The organism is Mycolicibacterium psychrotolerans (assembly GCF_010729305.1).
Classification (GTDB): domain Bacteria; phylum Actinomycetota; class Actinomycetes; order Mycobacteriales; family Mycobacteriaceae; genus Mycobacterium; species Mycobacterium psychrotolerans.
On the sequence record NZ_AP022574.1, the window covers coordinates 4,103,995 to 4,128,623 of the forward strand.

Consider the following 24,629-nt stretch of genomic DNA (forward strand, 5'->3'; position numbering starts at 1 on the left):
CTATCGGGGGCCGGTGACCCGAAGGGCGGCGGCGAACATCGCGTCGGTGCCGTGCCGGTGCGGCCAGAGTTGCACCGACAGATTCTCTCCGACATCGCCGGCCGGATCGAACAACGGTCGGGTGTCCAGCGCGGTGACCGGGTGGCGGCGCAGCGCATCGGCCACCACGCCGGTGGTCTCGGCAAGGTGCGGCGAGCACGTCGCATACAGCACGACGCCACCGGGCCGGGTCAGCCGGATCGCCGAGGCCAGGAGTTCCCGCTGCAGCTTGGCCAGCGGCGCCACATCGCCGGGCCGGCGCCGCCAGCGCGCCTCGGGGCGGCGGCGCAGCGCGCCGAGTCCGGTGCACGGGGCGTCGACGAGGACGCGATCGAAACCCGGCGTCAGCCCCGGGTCGCGCCCGTCGACCCGGACCACGTCGACGGGCAACCCGCGGGTGTTCTGTTCGACCAGCTCGGCGCGCCGCGGCGCGGGCTCCACCGCGGTGACGTGGGCGCCGGCGGGCTGACCCAGGGCGGCCAGCAGCGCGGTCTTGCCGCCCGGTCCGGCGCACAGGTCCAGCCACCGGCCGTTGTCGGCGCCGTCGAGTTCGGCCAGCGTGACCGCCCGCGCGACCAGCTGGCTGCCCTCGTCCTGCACCAGCGCCCGGCCGTCTCTGACCGGGGCGAACCCGCCGGGATCGCCCTCGGACAGGTGCACAGCGTACGGCGAGTACCGGCCGACGGTGCCGCCCACCTGTTCGGCCAGCTCGGCCGCGGTCAGCGCACCCGGCCGCGCCACCAGATGCACCTCGGGGCGGGCGTCGTCACTGGCCAGCAGTGCCGCCAGCTCGTGGGCCCGGGCCCCCAGCGCGTCGGTGAAGGCCTGGGCGACCCACCGCGGGTGCGCATGCACGAAGGCCAGGTGACCGACGGGGTCGGTGGCGGCGGGCGGGGCCAGCTCCGCCACCCAGGACGTCTCGTCGCGGCGGGCGATGGTGCGCAGCACACCGTTGACGAATCCCGCACGCGCCGTGTCGAATTCGATCCCGGCCTGCTCCACGGTGGTGGACACCGCGGCGTGGTCGTCGACGCGGGTGCGCAGGATCTGGTAAGCGCCCAGGCGCAGCAGATCCAGCAGCACCGGATCGATCTTGTCCACCGGTCGGCCCGCGGCCGCCGCGATGACCGCGTCGAGCAGCCCTCGGGCGCGGCAGGTGCCGTAGGTCAGTTCGGTCGCGAACGCCGCGTCGCGGCCGGTGATCCCGCGGTCCCGCAGCATCGCGGGCAGCGCCAGGTTGGCGTAGGCGTCCTTCTCGGAGACCGCGCGCAGCACGTCGAACGCGGCCCGACGGGCGGGGTCGAGCGGGGTGCGCCGCTGCGGGCGCCGCTTGCCGGTCGGGCGCGTCATGTAGCCGAACCGATCTCCTCGAGCCGCGCGCCGCGGGCCCAGTCCGCGGCGTTCATCGGCTTCCTGCCCGGGGGCCGCACGGTCTGCAGTTGCACCGCGCCGGAGCCGGTGCCGACCCGCACGTGTTTCTTGTCCACTTTCAGCCGTCCGGGGCCGAGGTCGGGCTCGTCGACCACCGTCACGGGACCGACCTTGACGCGCTCCTCCCCGATCATCGTCCATGCGCCCGGGTTCGGCGTGACGGCGCGGATCCGCCGGTCGATCACATGCGCGGGCAGGTCCCACCGGATGCGGGCGTCGTCGACGGTGATCTTCGGCGCGACGCTGATCCCGTCGGCCGGTTGGGGCACTGCGGTCAGGGTGCCGTCGGCGATACCGTCCATCGTGGCCTCCAGCAGGGCCGCACCGGCCACCGACAGCCGGTCGAGCAGGTCGCCGGCGGTGTCGGCGGGCCGGATCGTCTCGGTGACCACGCCGTAGACGGGGCCGGAGTCGAGACTGCGTTCGATCTGGAACGTGGTGGCGCCGGTGACCGCGTCGCCCGCGGCGATCGCGGCCTGCACCGGGGCTGCGCCGCGCCAGGCGGGCAGGATCGAGAAGTGCAGGTTCACCCAGCCGTGGGCGGGCACCGCGAGCAGGTCGTCGCCGAGCAGCGCACCGTAGGCGACCACGGCGCAGCAGTCCGGCGCCAGCGCGGCCAGTTCGGCGATGAACTCCGCGGAGTTGGGCCGTTCCGGGCGCAGCACCGGAATCCCATGCTCGAGCGCGAGGTGCGCCACCGGCGAGGGCGCGGGCCTGCCGCGCCGACCCGCGGCGGCATCGGGGCGGGTCAGCACCGCGACGACGTCGTGGCGGGGCGACTCGATGAGCCGACGCAGGGACGGTAGGGCCGGTTCCGGAGTACCGGCGAACACGAGACGCACCGGGCCAGTCTAGGAAGCAGCCCTAGCGGGGGGTCTGGTAGTACTCCTTCTCGCCGACCTTGGTCAGCGGCGCGACGAACATCCACGGGATCGTGGTGAGCAGCCGGTTGAGGGTGGCCACCGAATCGTTGTAGTACTGCCGGGCGAACGCTAGCTTGTCCTCGGTGTCGGCGAGGTTGCGTTGCAGATCCAGGAAGTTGGCCGACGAGTTCAGCTGTGGATAGCTCTGCCCCAGCGCCAGCAGCGGCGCCAGCGCCGAGTCGAGTTGCTTCTCGGCCGCCCCGCGCTCGGCCACCGAGCCGCCCGAGGTCGCCGACGTCAGCGCCGCCCTGGCGTCGGTGACGCGGTCGAGGATCGCCTTCTCATGGGTGGCGAAGGTCTGCACCGTCTGCACGAGGGCGGGGATCAGCGACGCACGCCGGGTCAGTTCGACGTCGATCCCCGACAGCGCCTCGGCGACGCGGACGTCGGCGGACCGGATCTTGTTGTAGCCGGCCACATATCCGATCAGGATCAGCACCACCAGCACGAGCACGACGACGAGCAGGAAAGTCACCATGATCCGCCTCCTCCTCCGCCACCACCGCCACCACCACCGCCGCTGAAGCCACCGCCGCCACCGCCGCTCGACGAGGAGGACGACTGGGAGGCGGTGTAGGCGCCGATCGACGAGGACAGTGCCGTCTCGAAACTGTCGAAGTCCGCCCGCCGGAGCCGCCCGCCACTCCCCAGGAAGACGACGTGGTCGAAGTGGTGTACCAATCCGGCTGCGGGGCAGCCGTATTGGTGTACGTCTCGTACTTCTTCGCCCACGCGGCGGCCACCCCGGCGGCGACGGCGAACGGCACATAGGCGATGTAGAGGTCCTTGCGCGCCGAGAAGTCGAAGCGCGTCTCGGCCGAATCAGTGGCCAGCATGCGGTGGAATCCGCCTGCGCGCGACCACAGTTCGCGCCCGGCCGGGGTCCGCCGGGTGCCGACCCCGTCGCGCCAGGACGCGGCCGAGAACAGGAAGAACGCCGCGAATGGCAGCGCCCACATCGTGGTCGGGAAGCCCCAGCGGAAGAACCCGCACACCATCAGCACGAACGCGACGGCGTTGGCGGCGCGCAGCCACAGCTCCTTCTTGCGTGCCACCATGAGCCCCGAGTCGATCGCCCATGTCCGGACCGCCTCGGCCATGTCGGTCTTGGCCTTGTTCAGCTTTTCCCCCGACTTGACCGACTTCTTGGCGGCGAACTCACTGCCGGCATTGAGCAGTTTCAGCCGCGACGCGACCGCCAGGCTCACCGGGTCGACCCCGGACCACTGCCCTGCCCGGGCGATGCTGCGGATCTTCCACTCTTTGTCGCTGACCTGGTGCAGCGTGATGAGGTCCCGCTCGGCGAGGTAGAACAGGGTCGCGGTCAGACCGTTCTTCGGGACCGCCTCGGTGCGGATGTACTCCAGCTGCACCGGGCCCAGGCCCGGCGGGGGCGCGTACTGCAGCGGGAAGCCGGGTGAGCGCTCCAGCACGCTGCGGAACCACAGGACCGCCAGGGCGCCGAAGGCCATCGTCAGACCGAGCACCCACAGCACGGCGGTGACCGACTGCCCGAGGACCCGGTCCCAGGTGTAGGGCCACGGCAGGGTCAGCCGCGCCGGCGTGGCCACGTCCACCCCGGCGCGCAGCGTCACCGGGGTGCGCGGCGGCAGCGACGACGCCGAGGCCACCACGGTGTTGCCCCGCGCGCGCAGTTCGTCGCACACCCGCCCGACGCCGAAGCCGACCGAGCACTGCACGGCCCCGACGTCGCCGGGCAGGGTCACGGTGATGTCGGCCCGGTCGATGCGGTTGTTCCAGGAGGGTGCGACGACGTTCCAGAAGAAGACCGAGGGGCTCGGGCTCGGGCCAGGCGCGCCGACAGTCTGCGCGAACCGCCGGTCGGCGCCGGTGCCGCCCGGGTCGAGCACCCCGGGGATGCGGTAGCGGAGCTCGAACACATGGGTGCCGTCGCTCAGTGTCCGGTCGGGGTCACCGATCTTGGCCACGCGGAAGCGTTTTCCGCCCTCCCACAGCATCTGGTAGGGCACGGGCCGTCCGTCGAGCAGGATCGAGGTCACGTCGGGCTTCTGCCGAACATGAGAGTCGTTCTGGTTGGCGACATCCCAGTAGCGGAAGATGCCGTGGCGATCGGTGCTGTAGAACTCCGTAGTGATCGTCTCGACCGCGGTCATGTCCCCGGCGCCGTCGACCGCGGCGTCCAGCGTGAAGTTGCTGATCACCACGGGGTCCTCGGCGGGCGTGCCGGCCGAGCCCCCACCGGTGAACACCACCGGCCACAGCAGCCCGAATGCGATGAGCAGCAGCGGGATCGTCGCCTTGACCAGACGCCCCACCGACATGCGCATCACCCTATGTGCAACGGGTCGATCTGGATGCGAACCGGCTCATGATCATGACGTGCGCTCTGCACCGCACTGGCCTTGCGCAGCGCCGCCGACAGCGCCAGCCCATCGTGCCGCGGCACCCGGGCCAGCATCCGGATGACCGGGTGTTCGTCGGCCACCCCGGGCGGCCTGCGCACCCCCACCGGCAGGTCGACCGGCCCCAGCAGGTCGGCCCCGTCGGGCAGCGCGACTCCGCCCAGCAGCGCGTTGACCGCGTCGGACGTGCCGTCGACCGCGGCCATGTGCACGGCTGGGGGCAACCCCACCTCGGTGCGCCCGTCGAGTTCGGCGTCGGCGTGACCGACCGGATCCCACCGGATCAGCGCCTGCACGGTCGGGATCGCGGACTCCGCGACCACGGCGACGACACCGCCGTCGGCGCGGCTGCGGACCAGCGCCGCGGCCGCCATCCAGCGCCGCAGCGTGTCCTCGGCGGCGCGCAGATCCTGGCGGCCGAGCAGCGCCCAGCTGTCGAGCAGCAGCGCGGCGCCGTATCCCCCTTCGGCCGCCGGTTCGACGCCCGGGGTGGCGACCACCACCGCGGGACGCGGGGGCACCGACTCGACGACGGCGTCGCCGCCCGAGGTGACGACCGCGACGCCGGGGAACGCGCGGCCCAGTTCCTCGGCCGTGCGGCGGGCCCCGACCACGACCGCGCGCACCGCGTCGGCGCCGCACCGGGCGCAGCGCAGCGACAGTTCTTCGCGCCCGCACCACCGGCACACCGCCCCCGCGGCATCGCGGCCGGGCAGCGACAGCGGCCCGGTGCAGTGCCGGCACCGGGCGATGGTGCGGCACCGGGCACATGCCAGCGCAGGCACGTAGCCGCGCCGTGGCACCTGGACGAGCACCGGGGCGCCGGACGTCAGCGCCCGACGGGCCGCGTCCAGCGCCATCGACGGCAGCCGCGCCGTCCGCGCCGCCGGGTCGCGTTCCTGCGCGTACGCGCTGTCCTCGAGCGCGAGCACCCGGGGGGCGCAGGCCCGCACGGCCTGGCGCGAGGCGGTCAGGTCGTGCGCCCACCCGCTGCGCACCAGGGCCTGGGACTCCGCGGTGCGCGCGTAGCCGCCGATCACCGCGGCGCAGCGCAGCTGGTGGGCGCGCAGCATCGCCACCTCGCGGGCGTGGGGATACGGCGCGCGCGGCTCGGACAGCGAATCGTCGCCGTCGTCCCACAGCATCACCAGACCGAGGTCGGCCACCGGCGCGAACACCGCGCTGCGCGTGCCGATCACCAGCCGCGCGTCGCCGCGCAGCACCGCGAGCCACCGCCGGTAGCGCTCGGAAGGGCCCAGTCCCGCCGACAGCGCGACCACCCGCTGCGGATCCACCCGCTCGGCACACGCGGCGGACAACCGGTCGACGTCGCGCTGATCGGGCACCACGGCGAGCACCGACCGGCCCGCGTTCACCGTCACCGCGGCCGCTTCTGCCAGCCGAGCGGGCCAGGACTCCCCCGGCAGCGCCTGCCACACCGCCCGGGCCGCGCGCCCGTCCTGCAGCGCGGCCACGAACTGCGCACCGCCGCTGTACGCCGACCAGCCCGCGGCGTCGACCGTCGCCGCGACGAACGCCTCGAGCACGGCGGCGGGACGCTTCTCCACCGTGGCGTGCCGGGGCGGGATGGCAAGCCGCAGCACGTCGGCACGGGTGCCCGCATACCGGGCGGCGACGGCGTCGACGAGGCGGCGCACGTCGTGGGTCAGCACCGGCTCGGCGGACACCACCTTCTCCAGCCAGCCGAGCCTGCCGACATGGTCGGTGTCCGACCGCCGCTCGAGGACGAAAGCGTCGACCAGGCGGCCGTGGAAACGGACCTTGACGCGCACGCCGGGCTGGGCGTCGTCGGACTGCTCGGCCGCGACGAGGTAGTCGAAGTCCCGGTCCAGGTGCGGCACCGTCAGCATCGGCAGCACCCGTGCGATCGGCTCGTGTTCGGCGGCCTGCCGGGTGCCGGTCACCCCTCGGGTCCAGGCCGGCCGAAGAGCAGCCCCGCGGTGATGAACAGCAGCGATGCGGCGTAGAACCACCAGATCGGCACGGCCAGCATCTCGCTGCGCAGCACGAACTTGCTGATGCCGATCATGGCGTCCGACACCGCGAAGCACACCGCGCCCAGCGCCGTCCACGGCGTCGGCAGGTCGGCCAGCAGCGCGGTGCACACCATCGCGCCCAGCACACCGATGTACACCGTCACCGGGACGGCCATCCCGTCGACGATCAGCCGCGGCCAGAACCACACCAGCAGCGCCGCGCAGGCCAGCGCGATCACGCCGGCCGCCGCCGACCGGGCCGGGGTGACGACGGCCAGCGGCAGCAGCGCCGCCAGGAAGCACAGGTGCGCGACCAGGAACGCCGCCAGCCCCAGCACGAAGGACGGCTCCCACCACGGCATCGCGAGAAGGAAGTCGCCCGCAGCCGAGAACACCAGCGCGCCGACCAGCCAGCGCCGCTCCCGCACCACCGGGTGGTTCGCCGCTGCCGCGGCGAGCAGCACCGCGGCCAGCGCCTTGACCGCGGGCTGGGCCGCGAACCGGCCGGTCAGTTCGGCGCCCGCGGGCACCTGCATTGCGGTGACGATCAGGAACACGCCGTATCCCGCCGCAGCCACGGCTGCGGCCGCCCACAGCGTGCGGGCGCGCGGCGCCGCGCGACGACCGGTCACAGGAGTGGGCGTGGTCATGGGCAGAACCTACTAAAACCGGGTGACGCTACCGTGTGGGCCATGGCCGATCTCGATCCCGTGCTGTCGAAGGTGCTCGCCGCCGTCCCGTTCACCCTCACCGCCGACGGCGGGCCCCAGGTGGCCCGGCAGCGCTTCGCCGAACTCCCCCGGATCCCCGTCCACCCCGACGTCACCACCGAGGACCACAGCGTCGACGGTCCCGCCGGACCCGTCCCCGTGCGCGTCTACCGTCCGCCGACCGAGGCGTCCGTGCTGCCGGTGGTGATCTTCATCCACGGCGGCGCCTGGTCGGTCGGCGATCTGGACACCTACGACGCGGCCGCCCGCGTCCACGCGGTCGGCGCCCACGCCGTGGTCGTGTCGGTCGATTACCGCCTCGCCCCCGAGCACCCCTACCCCGCGGCGGTCGAGGACACCTGGGCGGCGACGCAGTGGGTGGCCGCCAACGCCAGCCGCTTCGGCGGCGACCCGGAGCGCGTCGCGGTGGCCGGCGACTCCGCCGGCGGCAACCTCGCCGCCGTGATGGCGCAGCTGGCACGCGACGCCGGTCTGCCGCTGCGCTTCCAGCTGCTGTGGTACCCGTCGACGACGTTCGACACGTCGCTGCCGTCCTTCACCGAGAACGCCGAGGCGCCGATCCTCTCCCTGGATGCGTGCAAGGCCTTCACCCGCTGGTACGTGGCGGACACCGATCTGTCCCGGCCGCCCGCCACGCTGGTTCCCGCCGTCGGCGAACTGGACGGACTGCCCGCGGCCTACATCGCCGTCGCCGGTCACGACCCGCTGCGCGACGACGGCATGCGCTACGCGCAACTGCTCACCGAGGCAGGCGTCGACACCGAACTGCACCACGCCGAGACGCTGGTGCACGGCTTCCTGGCCTACCACGGGGTGGTGCCCGCCGCGACGGAGGCGACCGAGCGGGCTCTCACGGCCCTCAGGACGGCCTTGCAGTAGTCGTTTGTGGGATCGGTAGCCCGGCCGTGGGACTACCGTCCGTTCATGATCAACATCCACACGCTGCGACGCGTCACCGCCGCGGCACTACTGACCGGGGCCGGCGCGGCGGCGGCACTGGGCTTCGGCTCCGGCGCCGCGGCCGCACTGCCCCGCGCGCCACTGCCGGCCTCATGGCCGGGATGCCCCGAGAACAGCCCGGAGGGCCCGTGCCGCTGGTGCCCGGGAGACCCACCGGTGCAGACCGGGAATCTCCGGGTGAACCCCGTGGTCTGGGACAACAGCGTCTGCCACACCTACTGGTACGTCTACCACGGCCAGGGCAACGTGGCGGCGAACATCTTCGAGGGCGAGGCGCCGCCGGCGCCGCCACCCCCGGCACCGAACCTCACCCCGCCGCTGCCGCCGGGATGGTGCTGGTCGCTGTTCCTGCCGACCACCAACTGCCCGAACGGCTGACGCGATGACGCGCATCCTCGCCGTCGCCGTCGCGCTGGCCGGTGCGGTGTTCGGCGCGCCTGCCGCCACCGCGCAGGGTCCCAGCTATCAGGGAGGCAACTGCCCGTCGGGGCTGACCTGCACCCACTGGTGCCCCGGCGACCCCGCCATCCCAGGCGGCCAGGTCCTGAGCTGGGACCCGAACGTCTGCCACGACTGGTACTGGAACTCCTACGGCATCGTCGACGTCAACGCCGGCATGCTGTACCCGTGGAGGTGACGGGGGTCGTCAGACGGCGTTCTTGAGGTCGTCGACCTTGTTCAGCTGCTCCCACGGCAACTCGATGTCTGTACGGCCGAAGTGCCCGTACGCCGCGGTGGGCGCGTAGATCGGGCGCAGCAGGTCCAGATCGCGGACGATCGCGCCCGGCCGCAGGTCGAACACCTCGCCGATTGCCTTCTCGATCTTCACCGGATCGACGGTCTCGGAGCCGAACGTCTCCACGAAAAGGCCAACCGGGGCGGCCTTGCCGATGGCGTAGGCGACCTGAACCTCGACCCGCTCGGCGAGGCCGGCGGCGACGACGTTCTTGGCGACCCAGCGCATCGCGTACGCGGCCGACCGGTCCACCTTCGACGGATCCTTGCCCGAGAAGGCGCCGCCACCGTGGCGGGCCCAGCCGCCGTAGGTGTCGACGATGATCTTGCGGCCGGTCAGGCCTGCGTCACCCATCGGGCCGCCGAGCACGAACTTGCCGGTCGGGTTGACCAGCAGTCGCGGCGAGGAGGTGTCGAGGGTGTCGTGGCCGAGTTCGGTGAGCACCGCGTCGATGACGTGCTGCTTGATCTCCGGCGCCAGCTGGCTCTCGAGGTCGATGCCGTCGGCGTGCTGGGTGGAGAGCACCACGGTGTCCAGCCGCACCGGGGTGGTGCCGTCGTACTGCACGGTGACCTGCGTCTTGCCGTCCGGGCGCAGGTAGTCCAGCGTCCCGTTCTTGCGGACCTCGGTCAGCTTGCGCGAAAGCCGGTGGGCCAGCGCGATCGGCAGCGGCATCAGCTCGGGGGTGTCGGCGATGGCGTAGCCGAACATCAGGCCCTGGTCGCCGGCGCCCTGGGCGTCCAGCGGGTCGGCCGCGCCCTCGACGCGGGTCTCGTGGGCGGTGTCGACGCCCTGGGCGATGTCCGGCGACTGGGCGCCGATGCCGATGTTCACGCCACAGGTGAGGCCGTCGAAGCCCTTGTCGGAGTGGTCGTACCCGATGTCGAGGATGCGGGCGCGCACGGTGTTGGTGATGTCGGCGAAGGCCTCCCTGGCCGCCGTGGTCACCTCGCCGACGACGTGCACCTGGCCGGTGGTCACCAGCGTCTCGACCGCCACCCGGGACTTCGGATCGCCGGCGAGCAGTGCGTCGAGCACCGAGTCGCTGATGGCGTCACAGATCTTGTCCGGGTGCCCCTCGGTCACCGACTCACTGGTAAACAGCCGAGCATCACTCACGTCCGATCCCTTTCCATTTCATTCATGTCTGCGACGGCACGCAGTGCCGGGCGCCTCTAGCACCCAAGCGTGTCCCCCTGCGGCGCGCAACCTTTACGCGCAGCCGATGTCTGTTCGCTGCCCGCTCACCCGGTGTGCAGGAAGCCGGCGATCGCGTCCACAATACGGCTCGCCATCACGGTCTTCGAACCGTGCTCCAGTGCGGACTCGTTGCCGTCGGACGACAGCAGCCATCCGTCGTTGTGATCGACCTCGAAGGCGCGGTTCTCGCCGACGGCGTTGACGACGAGTAGATCGCACCCCTTGCGGCGGAGTTTCGCGCGGGCATGGAACAGAACGTCGCCGTTCGCGTCACCGGTTTCGGCGGCGAACCCGACGATGGCCCGCATGTTGGGCAGCTGACCGTCGGCGCGGGCGCGGACCGCCCCGGCGAGCACATCGTCGTTGCGGACCAGTTCGATCGTCGGCTCGCCCTCGCCGGCCGGGCCCTTCTTGATCTTGTTGACCGCCGGGTTGGCCGGCCGGAAGTCGGCGACCGCGGCAGCCATGACGAGCACGTTCGCGTCCGGCGCATGCTTGGACACCGCGTCCCGGAGCTGTGCGGCCGACCCGACGTGCTCGACGTGGACACCGGCGGGGTCGACCAGCCCGGCGGTGTTGCCCGCGATCAGCGTCACGTCGGCGCCGCGCTGGGCCATGACGCGGGCCATCGCGTAACCCTGCTTACCGGAACTGCGGTTGCCGATGAACCGGACCGGATCGATGGGTTCGCGGGTGCCGCCCGCCGTCACCAGCACCTTGATCCCGGCCAGGTCGTAGGGCAGCGCGTCGCCACGGGCGAGGAGCAGCTGGGCCAGCGTGCTGATCTCCTCGGCTTCGGGCAGCCGCCCCGGTCCGGTGTCGGCGCCGGTCAGCCGGCCCGATGCGGGTTCCATCACGACGACGCCGCGGCGGCGCAGCGTGGCGACGTTCTCGACGGTCGCCGGATGGAACCACATCTCGGTGTGCATCGCCGGCGCGTAGAGCACCGGACACCGGGCGGTCAGCAGCGTCGCGGTCAGCAGGTCGTCGGCCCGGCCGATGGCGGCGCGCGCCAGCAGGTCTGCGGTGGCGGGCGCGACGACGACGAGATCGGCGGACTGCCCGATCCGCACGTGGGGAACCTCGTGGACGTCGTCGAAGACGCCGGTGTGCACGGGGTTACCGGAGAGCGCTTCGAATGTGGCGGCGCCGACGAACTTCAGCGCCGATTCGGTGGGGACCACCCGCACGGAGTGGCCGGCCTCGGTGAGCTGACGGACCACGGTCGCCGCCTTGTAGGCGGCGATGCCGCCGGCGACGCCGACGATGATCCGCTTGCGCTCGGCCATCCCCCGGCGCCGCGTTCCTACTCGCCCTCGGTGTGCTCGAGCAGATCCTCGTGGATCTCGCGCATCGCGATCGACAGCGGCTTCTCCTGCAGACCGGGCTCGACCAGCGGACCGACGTACTCGAGGATCCCGTCACCGAGCTGGTTGTAGTAATCGTTGATCTGACGTGCGCGTTTGGCGGCGTAGATCACCAGCGCGTACTTGCTCGACGCGCGGTCCAGCAACTCGTCGATGGGCGGGTTGGTGATGCCCAACGGCGTGTCGTAGGAGCTGGCTGCGGACGGATCGAGGTCCACGGCGGCCAGCCGCGTGTCGGCGTGCGGGGTGCTCACGAAAAAGATCTCCTGGCGATTCGGATCGAGAATTCAAGACTGTTCGCGCCGCACCGGTGTGCGGGCCACCAGCAAGGATACCAACGCAGCGCAGGCCGATTCCAATTCACTGTTGACGACGACCTCGTCGAAGTCGCCCTGCGCGGCCAATTCGGTGCGTGCCGTCGCCAGCCGGCGGGCCATCACCTCGGGCGTTTCAGTGCCCCGGCCGGTCAGCCGGTGTTCGAGTGTCTGCCAATCGGGCGGGGCGAGGAAGACGGTGACCGCCTCGGGCATCGCCTTCTTGACCGCTCGCGCCCCGGCCAGATCGACCTCGATGAGGACCGGCCTGCCGGCCGCGGTTGCCGCACGGACAGGTGCGGCGGGCGTACCCGAGCGGTGCAGCCCGCCGTGGATCTCCGCCCATTCCAGCAGCTCACCAGTGTCGATGAGGCGCTGGAACCGCTCGGGCGTCACGAACGTGTAGTCCACGCCGTCGCGTTCGCCGGGCCGCGGCGCCCGCGTCGTCACGGAGACGCTGAAATAGAGGTCAGCGACCCGGTCCCGCAGGCAGCGGACCACCGTGGACTTGCCGACGGCAGACGGGCCGGACAGCACCATGACCGGAGCCTGTGGGTGCGTGTCCGGCCCTCCGCCTTCGCTCACTGACCTCCCTTACGAGAAGTCGAACTTTTCCAGCAGGGCCTTGCGCTGACGATCGCCCAGGCCACGCAGCCTGCGGGTCGGGGCGATCTCGAGCTCGGTCATGATCTCCTGCGCCTTGACCTTGCCGACCTTGGGCAGCGCCTCCAGCAGTGCGGAGACCTTCATCTTGCCCAAGACCTCGTTGGTCTCGGCGTCCTTGAGAACCTGCTTGAGGTTGGTGCCGCCGCGCTTGAGCCGGTCTTTGAGCTCGGCTCGGGCTCGACGTGCGGCAGCAGCCTTCTCCAACGCTGCCGCGCGCTGTTCGTCGGTCAACTGGGGAAGGGCCACGGGTTCCTCCGTCTCGTCACCATCTGTTTTTCTCTCGGCCGGTCGTGGTGGATCGCGAACCAGCCAGCGTGGACGACCGTACCCACGCTGGCTGACGAAAGCTAACCCCACCCCCGGGTTCTGCCTTCAAAAGCCCAGCGTGTAGGGCGCAAGGGAGCCTGCGCCGGGATCGGCGCGTGGCCGCGAGCCGAGATTGCCGAAATCGACGCCAGCGGCGGAAATGCCTGCATATCGATGGTTTTACCGCCGACGGGCCACAACCGCCGTCGCCTGCCCGGACGCCGGCGTGCGTCACACCCGCCCCAGGCGGGTGAGTCGAGAAATTTTCGCTGGTCAGTCCCGGTCGGGCGTGTCGCACGGACCATCAGGCCTGCAGGTGTGCCACCGCATCGCGCATCGCGTTCGCGGCGCCGAGCAGCTCCGCCATCCCCGGACCGGCCCGCAGCACCTCGCGGGACACCGCTGGCAGCAACTGGCCCGGTAGGGCGCCGCCCAGCCCCGCCAACGCCTCCGGACGACCGCCCTGGGCACCGACGCCGGGGACCAGCACCGGGCCGCCCAGACCGCTCACATCGGGCGGATCGGTCAGCGTCGCACCGACGACCACCCCGACCGACCCGGACGGCGCGCCGCCGTTGACCGCGGCGGCGGCGTCGACGATCGACTGCGCCACGGTGCGTCCCCCGGCGTCGGCACGCTGCACGGAGGCCCCCTCGGGGTTGGAGGTGGCCGCGAGCACGAAGACACCGCGGTCGTGGGCGAGCGCGGTGTCCAGCAGGGGCTGAAGCGAGCCGAAGCCCAGGTAGGGCGAGGCGGTCACGGCGTCGGCGGCCAGCGGCGAGTCGCCGGCCCAGGCCGCGGCGTAGGCGGCCATCGTCGAGCCGATGTCGCCGCGCTTGGCGTCGGCGAGCACGAGCACCCCCTCGGCGCGCAGCGCCGCGATCGTGCGCTCGAGGACCGCGAAGCCCGCCGAGCCGTACGCCTCGAAGAAGGCGACCTGCGGTTTGACGACAGCGAACCCGGCGAACGCAGTCACGCAGATCTCGCTGAAACGGGCCAGCCCGTCGACGTCTGTGCCCAGCCCCCAGGCACGCAGCAACTCGGGATGCGGATCGATGCCCAGGCACAGCGGGCCGCGCTGCGCCATCGCGCCGGACAGGCGGTCACCGAATCCGCCCACCGTCACGACCCCAATGCGCTGTGCAGGTCCTGCAGCGACATCACGCCGATGTCGCCGCGGATGCCCGCCTCGATGCCCTGCACCGCGGCCGAGGCGCCCTGCACGGTCGTCACGCACGGGATGTTCATCGCGACCGCCGCCGACCGGATCTCGTAGCCGTCGATGCGCGGGCCGGAGTTGCCGTACGGCGTGTTGATCACCATCTGAACGTCCCCCGCCTTGATGGCGTCGACCGCCGACACCGCGGGCCGGTCCGGGCTCGGTTCTTCGAAGTGCTTGCGCACCTCGTCACACGGAATCCCGTTGCGCCGCAACATCTCCGCGGTACCCTCGGTGGCCAGGATGTGGAAGCCGAGGTCGGCGAGGCGCTTGACCGGGAACACCAGCGACCGCTTGTCGCGGTTGGCGACCGACACGAACACGGTGCCCTCGACGGGCAGCGAGCCGTAGGCGGCGGTCTGGCTCTTGGCGAACGAGCTGCCGAAGTCGTGGGCGATGCCCATCACCTCGCCGGTGGACTTCATCTCCGGTCCGAGCAGGGAGTCGATCTGGCTCCCGTCGTGCTTGCGGAACCGATGAAAAGGCAGAACGGCCTCCTTGACCGCCACCGGGGCGTTGCGCGGGACGCGGGCCCCGTCGCCCTCGGCCACCAGGATGCCCTCCTCGCGGAGCCCGGCGATGGTGGCGCCCAGCATGATCCGCGCACAGGCCTTCGCCAGCGGCACCGCGGTCGCTTTGGAGACGAACGGCACCGTGCGACTGGCGCGCGGGTTGGCCTCCAGCACATAGAGCACGTCGTCCTTGAGGGCGTACTGCACGTTGAGCAGGCCCACCACCCCGACGCCGAAGGCGATCGCCTCGGTGGCGCGCCGGACGGCCTCGATGTCACTGCGGCCCAGCGTCACCGGAGGAAGCGCGCACGCGGAGTCCCCGGAGTGGATCCCGGCTTCCTCGATGTGCTCCATGATGCCGCCGATGTAGACCTCGGTGCCGTCGCACAGGGCGTCGACGTCGATCTCGATCGCGTCCTCGAGGAAGCGGTCCACCAGCACGGGGTGCTCGGGTGAGAGTTGGGTGGCCCGGGTGATGTAGCCCTCGAGCGTGTCCTCGTCGTAGACGATCTCCATGCCGCGCCCGCCCAGCACGTAGGACGGCCGCACCAGCACGGGATAACCGATCTCGGCGGCGATGCGACGGGCCTGGTCGAAGCTCGTCGCCATCCCGAACCGCGGGGCGGGCAGGCCGGCGTTGGTCAGCACCTCGCCGAAGCGGCCGCGGTCCTCGGCCAGATCGATCGCCTCCGGCAGCGTGCCGACGATCGGCACCCCGGCCTTCTCCAAGCGCTCGGCCAGCCCCAGCGGCGTCTGCCCGCCGAGTTGGACGATGACGCCGACCACCCCGGGGCCTCCGCGGCCCGAGTACTGCTCGGCGAAGTAGATCTCGAGTACGTCCTCGAACGTCAGCGGCTCGAAGTAGAGCCGGTCGGCGGTGTCGTAATCCGTCGAGACGGTCTCGGGATTGCAGTTGATCATCACGGTCTCGAAGCCGGCCTCACTCAACGTGGTCGCGGCGTGCACACAGCTGTAGTCGAACTCGATGCCCTGCCCGATGCGGTTGGGCCCCGACCCGAGGATCAGCACCTTCGGCTTCTCGGCCTGGGGCGCCACCTCGCTCTCGGCGGCGGGGTCGAGCTCGTAGCTGCTGTAGTGGTACGGCGTCTTGGCCTCGAATTCGGCGGCGCAGGTGTCGACGGTCTTGAACACCGGATGGATGCCGAGCCGCTGCCGCAGCGCGCGCACGCCCATCTCGCCGGCCAGTTCCGGTCGCAGCGCGGCGATCTGGCGGTCGGAGAGCCCGTTGTGCTTGCTGCGGCTCAGCAGCTCCTCACCGAGCACCGGAGCGTCGATCAGCTCCGCGCGCAGCTCGACGAGCCCGCTGATCTGGTCGACGAACCAGGGGTCCACCCCGGACGCGTCCGCGACCTGTTCGACGCTCGCGCCCAGGCGCAGCGCGTACTCGATGTCGTAGAGCCGCCCGTCGGTCGGGGTGCGCAGCCGCTCGAGCACCTCATCGACGTCGCCCTCGATGTCGTCGCCGGTCCAGAACCCGGTGCGGCTGGTCTCCAACGAGCGCATCACCTTGCCCAGCGCCTCGACGAAGTTGCGGCCCAGCGACATCGCCTCGCCCACCGACTTCATCGTGGTGGTCAGGGTGGCGTCGGCGCCCGGGAACTTCTCGAAGGCGAACCGCGGCGCCTTGACCACGACATAGTCCAGCGTCGGCTCGAAGCAGGCCGGCGTCTCCTTGGTGATGTCGTTGACGATCTCGTCGAGCGTGTAGCCGATCGCCAGCTTCGCGGCGATCTTGGCGATCGGGAATCCGGTCGCCTTCGACGCCAGGGCACTGGACCGGGACACCCGGGGGTTCATCTCGATGACGATGAGCCGGCCGTCTCTCGGGTTGACGGCGAACTGGATGTTGCAGCCGCCGGTGTCGACGCCGACCTCGCGCAGGATGTCGATGCCCAGGGTGCGCATCGTCTGGTACTCGCGGTCGGTCAGCGTCATCGCCGGCGCGACGGTCACCGAGTCACCGGTGTGCACGCCCATCGGGTCGAAGTTCTCGATCGAGCACACCACCACCACGTTGTCGTGGCCGTCGCGCATCAGCTCGAGCTCGTATTCCTTCCATCCGTAGATGGACTCCTCGATCAGCACGTTCGCCGAGGGCGACGCGGTGAGTCCGTCACCGGCCATCCGTTCGACGTCCTCGGCCGAGTGCGCCATGCCCGAACCGAGGCCGCCCATCGTGAAGCTGGGCCGCACCACGACGGGCAACCCGAGGTCGGCGACGGTCTCACGCACCTCGTCCATCGTGAAACACACGCGGCTGCGCGCGGATTCGCCGCCGACCTTGCTGACGATGTCCTTGAACTTCTGCCGGTCCTCGCCGCGCTGGATCGCCTCGAAGTCGGCGCCGATCAGTTCGACGCCGTAGCGGTCCAGTGCGCCGTTCTCGTACAGCTTGACCGCCGTGTTCAGCGCGGTCTGTCCGCCCAGGGTGGCCAGCAGCGCGTCGATCTTGTGGCCGCGCTCGGCCTGCTGGGCGATCACCTTCTCGACGAATTCGGCGGTGATCGGTTCGACGTAGGTGTGGTCGGCGAACTCGGGGTCGGTCATGATCGTCGCCGGATTGGAGTTGATCAGCGTCACCTCCAGGCCTTCGGCCCGGAGCACCCGGCAGGCCTGCGTGCCGGAGTAGTCGAACTCCGCGGCCTGTCCGATCAGGATCGGCCCGGAGCCGATCACCAGGATGTGGTTGAGGTCTGCGCGGCGCGGCATTACTTTTCTCCCGCCATCAGCTCGATGAATTGGTCGAACAGGTAGTTCGCGTCGCGGGGGCCCGCAGCCGCTTCGGGGTGGTACTGCACCGAGTACGCCCGCTTGTTGGTCAGCGCGATCCCTTCGACCACACCGTCGTTGGCGCAGGTGTGGGTCACCACCGCCCGGCCGAACGGGGTGTCGAACTCTTCGCCGGCCCCGCCCTCGAGCGCGAACCCGTGGTTCTGCGCGGTGATCGCCACCCGCCCGGTGGCATGGTCCATCACCGGGATGTTGATGCCGCGGTGACCGAAGGTCATCTTGTAGGTCGACCGGCCCAGCGCCCTGCCGAGGATCTGGTTGCCGAAGCAGATGCCGAACAGCGGGACACCCGCGCCGATCACCTCGCGGGTCACCTCGACGACGTGGTCGGCGGTGGCCGGATCACCCGGGCCGTTGGACAGGAACACCCCGTCGGGCCGCAGGTCGGCGATCTCGGCGAAGTCCGCCGACGAGGGCAGCACGTGGGTGCGGATGCCGCGTTCGGAGAAGTTCCGCGGGGTGTTGGTCTTGATGCCGAGATCGAGCGCGACCACGGTGAAGCGTTGCTGCCCTTGCGGTTCCACCACATAGCGGTCGGCGGTGGAGACCTCGCCCGCGAGGTCGGCGCCGAGCATCGAGGCCTGCCCGCGTACCCGGGCGAGCAGCTCCTCGGTGTCGCCCAGTGCGGCGCCGCTGAACACGCCGGCTTTCATCGACCCGCGGCTGCGCAGATGCCGGACGACGGCACGGGTGTCGATGCCCGCGATGCCGACGACACCCTGGCGCGCCAACTCGTCGTCGAGCGTTCCGGTGGCCCGCCAGTTCGACGCACGCGGCGACGGATCGCGCACCGCGTAGCCGGCGACCCAGATCTTGTCGCCGCGGCTCTCGCTGTCCTCGTGGTTCCAGCCGGTGTTGCCGATCTGCGGCGCGGTGGCCACCACGATCTGCCGGTGGTAGCTCGGGTCGGTCAAGGTCTCCTGGTAGCCCGACATGCCCGTCGAGAACACGGCCTCGCCGAGCGTCTCGCCGACCGCGCCGAACGGTGTGCCGGTGAAGACCCGACCGTCCTCGAGCACGAGCACGGCTCTGTCCTCCGTCATGCAACCTCCTCCGGAAGCCATTTCGAGTATTCGCGCCGGTCGTCGGCGCGGAAGCCGGTGTCGATCTCCACTCCCGATGGCAGTCGCCAGCGGATGGCGAGAATGCCCTCGTGGGTCAGCGCCTTGCCCGCCAGGCTCTTCTCGGTGCGGATCGCGGTGATCGCGTCGTCGGGGATCCAGATCGGTCCGGCACCGGTGCGCTGCACCATGATTCCCTCCGGGTAGCGGGTGAGGACGGCCTTGGCGCGGAACCCGAGGTCGCCCGCGGCGACCCGGTCGTTCCAGTGCGGGACGAGCGTGCTGCCGACGTAGAGCCCCTTGGTGGGGGCGACGGTCGCCGAGCCCACCGTGTCGGGCAGCGACGGCAGCGTGCCGACGAGTTCGGCCTGGCGCTCGGCGCGGTGCCGCCAGCCGCGCAGCATGGCCCCGATCAGGATCGCGATGACCAACGCCAGCACAGCGGCCATGATCAGCGAGGCCACCAATGTCCCGGTGTTCATCCGCCGGCCTTCCCGTCGCGGGCGGTGATCGTGCCGCGCAGCAGGGTCGCCGTCACCACGGCAGGGAATTCCATGTCCTCGTACGGGGTGTTGCCGGAACGGCTGGCCAGGTCGGACCCGCGGACCGTCCAGGTGGCGTCCGGGTCGACGACCGTCAGGTTCGCGGGCTCCCCGACCTCCAGCGGCCGGCCCTGATCGGGCAGGCCGACGATGCGCGCCGGCGCCTCGCTCATCACCCGGGCGATGTCACGCCAGGTCAGCAGGCCGGGCCGGACCATCGTCTCGACGACCACCGACAGCGCCGTCTGCAGCCCGAGCATGCCGGGCCGCGCGTTGGCGAACTCGCACATCTTCTCGTGCTCGGCGTGGGGCGCGTGATCGGTTGCCACACAGTCGATCACGCCGTCGGCAAGCGCTTGGCGCAGTGCCACCGCATCGGCCGCCTCGCGCAGCGGCGGGTTGACCCGGTTGCGTCCGTCGTAAGACTCGAGCCGCGAGTCGTCGAGCAGCAGGTGATGCGGGGTGACCTCGGCGGTGATCGAGACGCCCTGCTCCTTGGCCCACCGGATCAGCTCGACGGTGCCTGCCGTGGAGGCGTGGCAGATGTGCACCCGCGCACCGGCGTCGCGGGCCAGCAGCGCGTCGCGGGCGACGATGGATTCCTCGGCGACGCGTGGCCAGCCCGCGAGTCCCAGGCGGGCGGCGTTGGGTCCCTCGTGGGCGACGGCGCCGACGGTCAGGCGCGGTTCCTCGGCATGCTGGGCGATCAGCACGCCCAGGCCGGAGGCGTACTCGAGTGCACGGCGCATCACCAGCGGATCGTCGACGCACACACCGTCGTCGGAGAACATCCGGACCTGCCCGACGCCGGCCGCCATCAGACCCATCTCGGTGAGTTGCTTGCCCTGCAGCCCGACGGTGACCGCGCCGACCGGGTGCACGTCGACCAGGCCGACCTGCCGCCCGCGCTGCCAGACGTGGTCGGTGACGACGACGCTGTCGGCGACCGGATCGGTGTTGGCCATCGCGAAGACCGCCGTGTAGCCGCCCAGGGCCGCTGCGGCCGAACCGGTTTCGATGTCCTCGGCGTATTCGCGGCCGGGCTCGCGCAGATGGGTGTGCAGGTCGACGAAGCCGGGCAGCAGGATCTGACCGGTGGCGTCGATGGTCTCGTCCCCGGCCAGTCCCGAGCCGATCTCGAGGATCTGCCCGTCTCCGACCAGGACATCGACGGGGTCGCCCTCGCCGTAGAGGCGTACGCCTGCGAGCACGACGGTCATGCGCTGATCGCCTCCATTTCGGCACCGACGAGAAGGTGGAACAGCACCGCCATCCGGACATGCACTCCGTTGGAAACCTGTTGCAGCACAGCCGATTGCGACGAGTCGGCCACTGAGTACGCGATCTCCATGCCGCGCAGCATCGGGCCGGGGTGCAGGACGACGGCGTGATCGGCCAACTGCGCCTGCCGCTTCTCCGACAGGCCGTAGCGCACCGAGTACTCACGCGACGACGGGAAGAAGCCGCCGTTCATCCGCTCGGCCTGCACGCGCAGCATCAGCACGGCGTCGGCGAGCGGCAGTTCGGCGTCGAGTTCGTGGGACACGCTCACCGGCCATCCGGCGACCCCGACGGGCAGCAGGGTGGGCGGAGCGACCAGCACCACCTCCGCCCCGAGGGTGTGCAGCAGCGCCACGTTGGACCGGGCGACGCGGCTGTGCAGCACGTCGCCGACGATGACCACCCGCTTGCCCTCGATCGCGCCGAGGCGCTGCCGGATGGTGAGTGCGTCGAGCAGCGCCTGGGTCGGATGCTCGTGGGTGCCGTCGCCGGCGTTGATGACCGACGGGCCGCCGTCCTCGTCGACCGTCCAGTCGGCGAGCTGTTGGGCCGCACCGGAGGCGGGATGGCGGATGATCAGCGCGTCGGCGCCCGCGGCCCGCAGCGTCAGCGCGGTGTCGCGCAGCGATTCTCCTTTGGACACAGACGATCCCGACGCGCTGACGTTGATGACGTCGGCGCTCATCCACTTGCCGGCCACCTCGAACGACACCCGCGTGCGTGTGGAGTTCTCGTAGAACATCGTGATGATGGTCCGGCCGCGCAGCGTCGGCAGTTTCTTGACCTCCCGGCCGAGCAGCGCCTCGCGGAACCGGTCGGCATCGTCCAGGATCGCGGTGGCGTCGTCCCGACTCAGGTCGGCCGCGGTAAGCAGATGTTTCACCTCGTCGGCCCTCCATACGGTGCGATGGAAATCCCGTCGGCTCCATCGTTTTCGGTGAGCCGGACCTTGACGTTCTCGCTGCGCGAGGTCGGCACGTTCTTGCCCACGTAGTCGGCCCGGATCGGCAACTCGCGGTGCCCGCGGTCCACCAGCACGGCCAGTTGCACCGCGCGCGGCCGGCCGAGGTCGCGCAGCGCGTCGAGGGCCGAGCGCACTGACCGGCCGGTGTAGAGCACGTCGTCGACGAGGATCACCAGGGCGCCGTCGATGCCGCCGGGCGGAATCGACGTCGGGGCCAGGGCCCGGGGCGGCTTGGACATCAGGTCGTCGCGGTACAGCGTGGTGTCCAGGGCGCCGTGGGCGACCTCGGTCTGGCTGAACTCCGCGATGTTGCGCGCCAGGCGGGTGGCCAACGTCACGCCTCGGGTGGGGATGCCCAGCAGGATGACTCGCGGTGCGTCGGGTGCGTCGAGCGCGGTCTTCTCGATGATCTGGTGGGCGATGCGGGCGATCGTTCGACTCACGTCCGCCGCGGACATCAATTCCCGGTCACTGGTGGCAGCCACGGGTAACCCGGACCTCCTTCTCCGCCTCACGGGACGGTCGTTAAAGGACGGTCAAACCGCGGCAAGCCTAGCAGGTCGGGCAGCGTGTCAGCTCTGCAGCCTCGCCATCTCGCCGGGCGCCACTGCATACACGGCGTTGTTGGCGTAGTTGGTGAAGTACACGGTGCCGTTCGGACCGACCGCCATGGCGGCGTAGTCGCCGCCCAGTTGGCTCGACGCGATGGAACCGATGACCATGTTGGTCGCGGTGTCGATCACGGTGACCGTCTTGCCACCCTCGTGTACGACGTAGGCGCGGGTGCCGTCAGCACTGACCATCAGGTACTGCGCTCCGACCGGAACCATGATTGTGGCGATCCTCGTGTTGTAGTCCAGGCTGCCGGGTGTGGTGTCGATGACCGCGAACGTCTGCGATGAGTAATCGATCCAGTCGTGCGTCACGCGCGTGTAGGCGCGACGGCCATCGGGGCTGAATGCAATAGTCGCGATGGGCTTGGTGTAACCATCAGGGTTGTCGAGCCGCACGAAGCCCAGAGGTGCCAGCGTGCGCGCATCCATGACGTCCACGCCGGGAATCCACGGATAGCCGCTGGCGGCATAAAGTCGGGTTCCGTCGGGACTGACCTCGATGGCCGAGTAGTAATCGCCGTATTGCGAATTGCCTGCGGCGGCCACCACTGTATTGGTAGTGGCGTCGACCAATGTCACAGTGCCGGCGTAGAAGCTGTCTCCCACCCACATCTCCGAGACGTAGACCTGCTTTCCGTCCGGGCTGATCGCCATGTCTGTGATGCCGGCGGAGTTGGCCCAGCATTCCGTCTCGCATTTCGGCATCGTGATGGTTGCAACGGCCGTTCGGGTGGAGGTGTCGATGACCTTGACCGAGGCCGTCACGTAGTAGGAGTCGTATTGGCCGACGTACAGATATCGGCCATCTGGAGAAGCCACCATCGGAACGTAGCTTCCTACTCCCGGGATGGTGTTGATGACCGTGTTGGTCGTGGTGTCGATGACCGACACGGTGCTGTCTCCGGTGTTGTGGATGTAAAGCCGATTCCCCGAAACAACGGCTTCGACGGGGTGAGATCCCACCGCGACGGGCGTGACCCCAGTGGCCGCTGCGGGCAGGATCGGCACTGTAACAGGAACGTTCACACTTGCTTTGCCGTCGCTGACTGTGATGGTCAAGCTGTCGGAGTCAGGGCCGGATGTCTGCGCCGCCTGCTGTCTGGCGGTCAGGGTGGGTGTGTACAGGTAGGAATACGTGGTGCTGTTCGTGCCGGCCACCGTCGTCACCGTGACTGTGCCCTGACTCGGCTCAGCACTGATGCGGTACGTCAACGCGTCCCCGTCGACATCTCCGACGGTGAACGAGCCTGACACCGCTCCATCGGCGAGGCTCGGCTCGGCCACAGTGGGTCCGGCAGTCAGCGTTGGCGCATTGTTGCCCGGGGTGACGGACACCACCCGTAGTGCCGCATCGCGTGAGTCGGTGACATAAAGCCTGGTCCCATCGGCGCTGACAGCGATGTCGTGGTTCCCCGATTCCGGTATCGCATCGATCGAGAACGTCTGGACGACAGCGCTTGTGGCGGTGTCGATCACCGATACCGTGTCATTTCCGTTGGCCACGAACACCTGTCCACCGTCGGGGCTGACGATGAGTGAAGTGGGTGTCGGACCGACCGTGATCGCTGCCCCGGCGACGCGGTTGGTCACCGTGTCGATCACCGACACGCTGCCCGCGCCATTTGCGACGTACAGCCGGCCACCGGTCGGGGCCAGGGCCACATCGCGGGGTGAGTTCCCCACCTTGATCCGTGTGATCACGGTGTTCCTCGCTGCATCGACGACCGCGATCTGATCCGAGCCTTTCAGTGCCATATAGATGCGGGTGCCATCGCGGCTCATGGTGATTCCGGCCGGCGACAAGCCCACCGATATGTTCGCAATCCGCGTGTTGGTTGCAGTGTCGATCACCGACATTGTTCCGCCGCCGCTGTTCGTCACGTACGCCCTGGACCCATTCGGGCTCAGAACGACCGAAGTCGGCGACAGTCCGACCGCTACCGATGCCAGCACCTTGTTCGTGACGGTGTCGATCACCGCCACCTTCGACGCCGACTTCAGCGTGACGTAAGCCCGGCTGCCGGTCGGATTCAGCGCCACCGCCGATGCCGACCCTCCCACCGGCACTGTCGCCACCACGCCGCCAGTGGCGGTGTTCACCACCGAGACCGATCTCCCCCCCGAATTGGCGACGTACGCGCGAGACCCGTCGACGGACGATGCCACGCCGGCCGGTTCCGCGCCCACCGGAACCGACGAAGTCGTATACGTCGGCAGCACCGCGGCGGCCGTCACAGTGCTTCCCCGACGGGGCATGGATGCGAGCGCGAGCATCGTCAGTGCCGCCGAGGGCGTGCCCGGGTCACCGGCAGCCACCGGCGCCGGGGCCCGCACCGCCACTATCGTCGACGCGAATCTCCGAGGAATTGGTTGTGGCAACGGCGATTCCGCCGGCGCCGACGTCGGTGTGGTCAACGCAGCGATGGGTAAGGCATCCACCGTGGTCCAGGGTACTGCCGCGGGCGGAGGCATCTCCGGTTCCGCTTGAGCGGGGGCTGACGGTTCAGCAGACTCCTCGGTCACCTGCCGGAGGCGCCGCGTCGGCACTGTCGAGCTCAGGCGTGCGCGCGG

Annotated in this window: 22 protein-coding genes and 1 pseudogene; 4 read left to right on the top strand and 19 right to left on the bottom strand. The window is 70.4% G+C overall.

The annotated features are described in order from the left end of the window. From G6N45_RS19945 to G6N45_RS19970, 6 genes and pseudogenes are all read right to left on the bottom strand, one after another. Positions 1-1,389, bottom strand: a complete 1,389-nt coding sequence (locus tag G6N45_RS19945) for an RsmB/NOP family class I SAM-dependent RNA methyltransferase (RefSeq protein WP_163723927.1) — start codon at positions 1,387-1,389, stop codon at positions 1-3. Next, on the bottom strand, positions 1,386-2,312 hold the full coding sequence (fmt, locus tag G6N45_RS19950; RefSeq protein WP_163723929.1) for a methionyl-tRNA formyltransferase: 927 nt from the start codon (positions 2,310-2,312) through the stop codon (positions 1,386-1,388). The genes G6N45_RS19945 and fmt overlap by 4 nt, the downstream gene beginning before the upstream one ends. A 22-nt stretch (positions 2,313-2,334) precedes the next feature. Further along, positions 2,335-2,871: a LemA family protein gene (locus G6N45_RS19955; RefSeq protein ID WP_057146501.1), complete on the bottom strand. Its 537-nt coding sequence runs from the start codon at positions 2,869-2,871 to the stop codon at positions 2,335-2,337. Further along, positions 2,865-4,696, bottom strand: a pseudogene (locus G6N45_RS19960) (DUF2207 domain-containing protein). The gene G6N45_RS19955 and the pseudogene G6N45_RS19960 overlap by 7 nt, the downstream one beginning before the upstream one ends. Before the next feature lie 5 nt (positions 4,697-4,701). Next, entirely contained in the window at positions 4,702-6,648 is a 1,947-nt protein-coding gene (locus G6N45_RS19965; protein WP_163728770.1) for a primosomal protein N', read from the bottom strand. Between the two features lie 50 nt (positions 6,649-6,698). After that, positions 6,699-7,424, bottom strand: coding sequence for a lysoplasmalogenase (locus G6N45_RS19970; RefSeq protein ID WP_163723931.1), 726 nt, complete (start codon positions 7,422-7,424; stop codon positions 6,699-6,701). A gap of 42 nt (positions 7,425-7,466) precedes the next feature. Between G6N45_RS19970 and G6N45_RS19975 the strand changes: the two genes are divergently transcribed. The 3 genes from G6N45_RS19975 to G6N45_RS19985 are packed head-to-tail and all read left to right on the top strand — an operon-like array spanning position 7,467 to position 9,102. Then, positions 7,467-8,384 (top strand): alpha/beta hydrolase, encoded by a 918-nt coding sequence (locus G6N45_RS19975; RefSeq protein WP_163723932.1) that lies wholly within the window; start codon positions 7,467-7,469, stop codon positions 8,382-8,384. A gap of 45 nt (positions 8,385-8,429) precedes the next feature. After that, the gene (locus G6N45_RS19980) at positions 8,430-8,843 is read left to right on the top strand and encodes a hypothetical protein (protein WP_163723934.1); all 414 of its coding nucleotides are present in this window, start codon (positions 8,430-8,432) and stop codon (positions 8,841-8,843) included. Positions 8,844-8,847: 4 nt separating this feature from the next. Beyond that, the gene (locus G6N45_RS19985; RefSeq protein WP_246228736.1) at positions 8,848-9,102 is read left to right on the top strand and encodes a hypothetical protein; all 255 of its coding nucleotides are present in this window, start codon (positions 8,848-8,850) and stop codon (positions 9,100-9,102) included. 9 nt (positions 9,103-9,111) lie between these two features. Here G6N45_RS19985 and metK read toward each other — a convergent pair whose 3' ends face one another. The 13 genes from metK to G6N45_RS20050 form a co-directional block, all read right to left on the bottom strand. Continuing rightward, complete coding sequence (gene metK, locus G6N45_RS19990) at positions 9,112-10,320, bottom strand: methionine adenosyltransferase (protein ID WP_163723937.1); 1,209 nt, start codon at positions 10,318-10,320, stop codon at positions 9,112-9,114. 125 nt (positions 10,321-10,445) lie between these two features. Continuing rightward, positions 10,446-11,690 carry a bifunctional phosphopantothenoylcysteine decarboxylase/phosphopantothenate--cysteine ligase CoaBC gene (gene coaBC, locus G6N45_RS19995; RefSeq protein ID WP_057146495.1) on the bottom strand — a complete coding sequence of 415 codons (1,245 nt, stop codon included), beginning with the start codon at positions 11,688-11,690 and terminating at the stop codon, positions 10,446-10,448. A gap of 17 nt (positions 11,691-11,707) precedes the next feature. Next, positions 11,708-12,022 carry a DNA-directed RNA polymerase subunit omega gene (gene rpoZ / locus G6N45_RS20000; RefSeq protein WP_057146494.1) on the bottom strand — a complete coding sequence of 105 codons (315 nt, stop codon included), beginning with the start codon at positions 12,020-12,022 and terminating at the stop codon, positions 11,708-11,710. A 33-nt stretch (positions 12,023-12,055) separates the two neighbouring features. After that, complete coding sequence (gene gmk, locus G6N45_RS20005) at positions 12,056-12,622, bottom strand: guanylate kinase (protein WP_163723939.1); 567 nt, start codon at positions 12,620-12,622, stop codon at positions 12,056-12,058. Positions 12,623-12,676: 54 nt separating this feature from the next. Further along, positions 12,677-12,994: an integration host factor, actinobacterial type gene (mihF, locus tag G6N45_RS20010; RefSeq protein WP_067333923.1), complete on the bottom strand. Its 318-nt coding sequence runs from the start codon at positions 12,992-12,994 to the stop codon at positions 12,677-12,679. 364 nt (positions 12,995-13,358) lie between these two features. Then, positions 13,359-14,174 (bottom strand): orotidine-5'-phosphate decarboxylase, encoded by an 816-nt coding sequence (pyrF, locus tag G6N45_RS20015; RefSeq protein ID WP_163723940.1) that lies wholly within the window; start codon positions 14,172-14,174, stop codon positions 13,359-13,361. A 2-nt stretch (positions 14,175-14,176) separates the two neighbouring features. Next, positions 14,177-17,515, bottom strand: a complete 3,339-nt coding sequence (gene carB, locus G6N45_RS20020; protein ID WP_163723942.1) for a carbamoyl-phosphate synthase large subunit — start codon at positions 17,513-17,515, stop codon at positions 14,177-14,179. After that, the gene (gene carA, locus G6N45_RS20025; protein ID WP_163723945.1) at positions 17,515-18,639 is read right to left on the bottom strand and encodes a glutamine-hydrolyzing carbamoyl-phosphate synthase small subunit; all 1,125 of its coding nucleotides are present in this window, start codon (positions 18,637-18,639) and stop codon (positions 17,515-17,517) included. The genes carB and carA overlap by 1 nt, the downstream gene beginning before the upstream one ends. Next, positions 18,636-19,139 (bottom strand): PH-like domain-containing protein, encoded by a 504-nt coding sequence (locus tag G6N45_RS20030; protein ID WP_163723947.1) that lies wholly within the window; start codon positions 19,137-19,139, stop codon positions 18,636-18,638. The genes carA and G6N45_RS20030 overlap by 4 nt, the downstream gene beginning before the upstream one ends. Continuing rightward, on the bottom strand, positions 19,136-20,419 hold the full coding sequence (locus tag G6N45_RS20035) for a dihydroorotase (RefSeq protein ID WP_163723949.1): 1,284 nt from the start codon (positions 20,417-20,419) through the stop codon (positions 19,136-19,138). Before G6N45_RS20035 ends, G6N45_RS20030 begins: the two co-directional genes overlap by 4 nt. After that, positions 20,416-21,363: an aspartate carbamoyltransferase catalytic subunit gene (locus G6N45_RS20040; protein WP_163723951.1), complete on the bottom strand. Its 948-nt coding sequence runs from the start codon at positions 21,361-21,363 to the stop codon at positions 20,416-20,418. Before G6N45_RS20040 ends, G6N45_RS20035 begins: the two co-directional genes overlap by 4 nt. Further along, complete coding sequence (gene pyrR, locus G6N45_RS20045; RefSeq protein WP_109788776.1) at positions 21,360-21,929, bottom strand: bifunctional pyr operon transcriptional regulator/uracil phosphoribosyltransferase PyrR; 570 nt, start codon at positions 21,927-21,929, stop codon at positions 21,360-21,362. The genes G6N45_RS20040 and pyrR overlap by 4 nt, the downstream gene beginning before the upstream one ends. Positions 21,930-22,016: 87 nt before the next feature. After that, positions 22,017-24,161, bottom strand: coding sequence for a beta-propeller fold lactonase family protein (locus tag G6N45_RS20050; RefSeq protein ID WP_246228737.1), 2,145 nt, complete (start codon positions 24,159-24,161; stop codon positions 22,017-22,019). On the opposite strand from G6N45_RS20050, the gene G6N45_RS28100 reads away from it, so the two are divergent. Continuing rightward, positions 24,145-24,546 (top strand): hypothetical protein, encoded by a 402-nt coding sequence (locus tag G6N45_RS28100; RefSeq protein ID WP_246228738.1) that lies wholly within the window; start codon positions 24,145-24,147, stop codon positions 24,544-24,546. The two genes, G6N45_RS20050 and G6N45_RS28100, sit on opposite strands and share 17 nt — an antisense overlap. Positions 24,547-24,629 lie beyond the last annotated feature (83 nt).

Bases quoted from the DNA above. Each gene is read 5' to 3' on its own strand.
- G6N45_RS19975 (WP_163723932.1), top strand. From the start codon at position 7,467: ATGGCCGATCTCGATCCCGTGCTGTCGAAGGTGCTCGCCGCCGTCCCG.
- G6N45_RS20030 (WP_163723947.1), bottom strand. From the start codon at position 19,139: ATGAACACCGGGACATTGGTGGCCTCGCTGATCATGGCCGCTGTGCTG.
- G6N45_RS19945 (WP_163723927.1), bottom strand. From the start codon at position 1,389: ATGACGCGCCCGACCGGCAAGCGGCGCCCGCAGCGGCGCACCCCGCTC.
- G6N45_RS19980 (WP_163723934.1), top strand. From the start codon at position 8,430: ATGATCAACATCCACACGCTGCGACGCGTCACCGCCGCGGCACTACTG.
- gmk (WP_163723939.1), bottom strand. From the start codon at position 12,622: ATGGTGCTGTCCGGCCCGTCTGCCGTCGGCAAGTCCACGGTGGTCCGC.
- G6N45_RS19955 (WP_057146501.1), bottom strand. From the start codon at position 2,871: ATGGTGACTTTCCTGCTCGTCGTCGTGCTCGTGCTGGTGGTGCTGATC.
- coaBC (WP_057146495.1), bottom strand. From the start codon at position 11,690: ATGGCCGAGCGCAAGCGGATCATCGTCGGCGTCGCCGGCGGCATCGCC.
- G6N45_RS19970 (WP_163723931.1), bottom strand. From the start codon at position 7,424: ATGACCACGCCCACTCCTGTGACCGGTCGTCGCGCGGCGCCGCGCGCC.
- G6N45_RS19965 (WP_163728770.1), bottom strand. From the start codon at position 6,648: ATGCTGACGGTGCCGCACCTGGACCGGGACTTCGACTACCTCGTCGCG.
- carB (WP_163723942.1), bottom strand. From the start codon at position 17,515: ATGCCGCGCCGCGCAGACCTCAACCACATCCTGGTGATCGGCTCCGGG.
- G6N45_RS20035 (WP_163723949.1), bottom strand. From the start codon at position 20,419: ATGACCGTCGTGCTCGCAGGCGTACGCCTCTACGGCGAGGGCGACCCC.
- G6N45_RS19985 (WP_246228736.1), top strand. From the start codon at position 8,848: ATGACGCGCATCCTCGCCGTCGCCGTCGCGCTGGCCGGTGCGGTGTTC.
- carA (WP_163723945.1), bottom strand. From the start codon at position 18,639: ATGACGGAGGACAGAGCCGTGCTCGTGCTCGAGGACGGTCGGGTCTTC.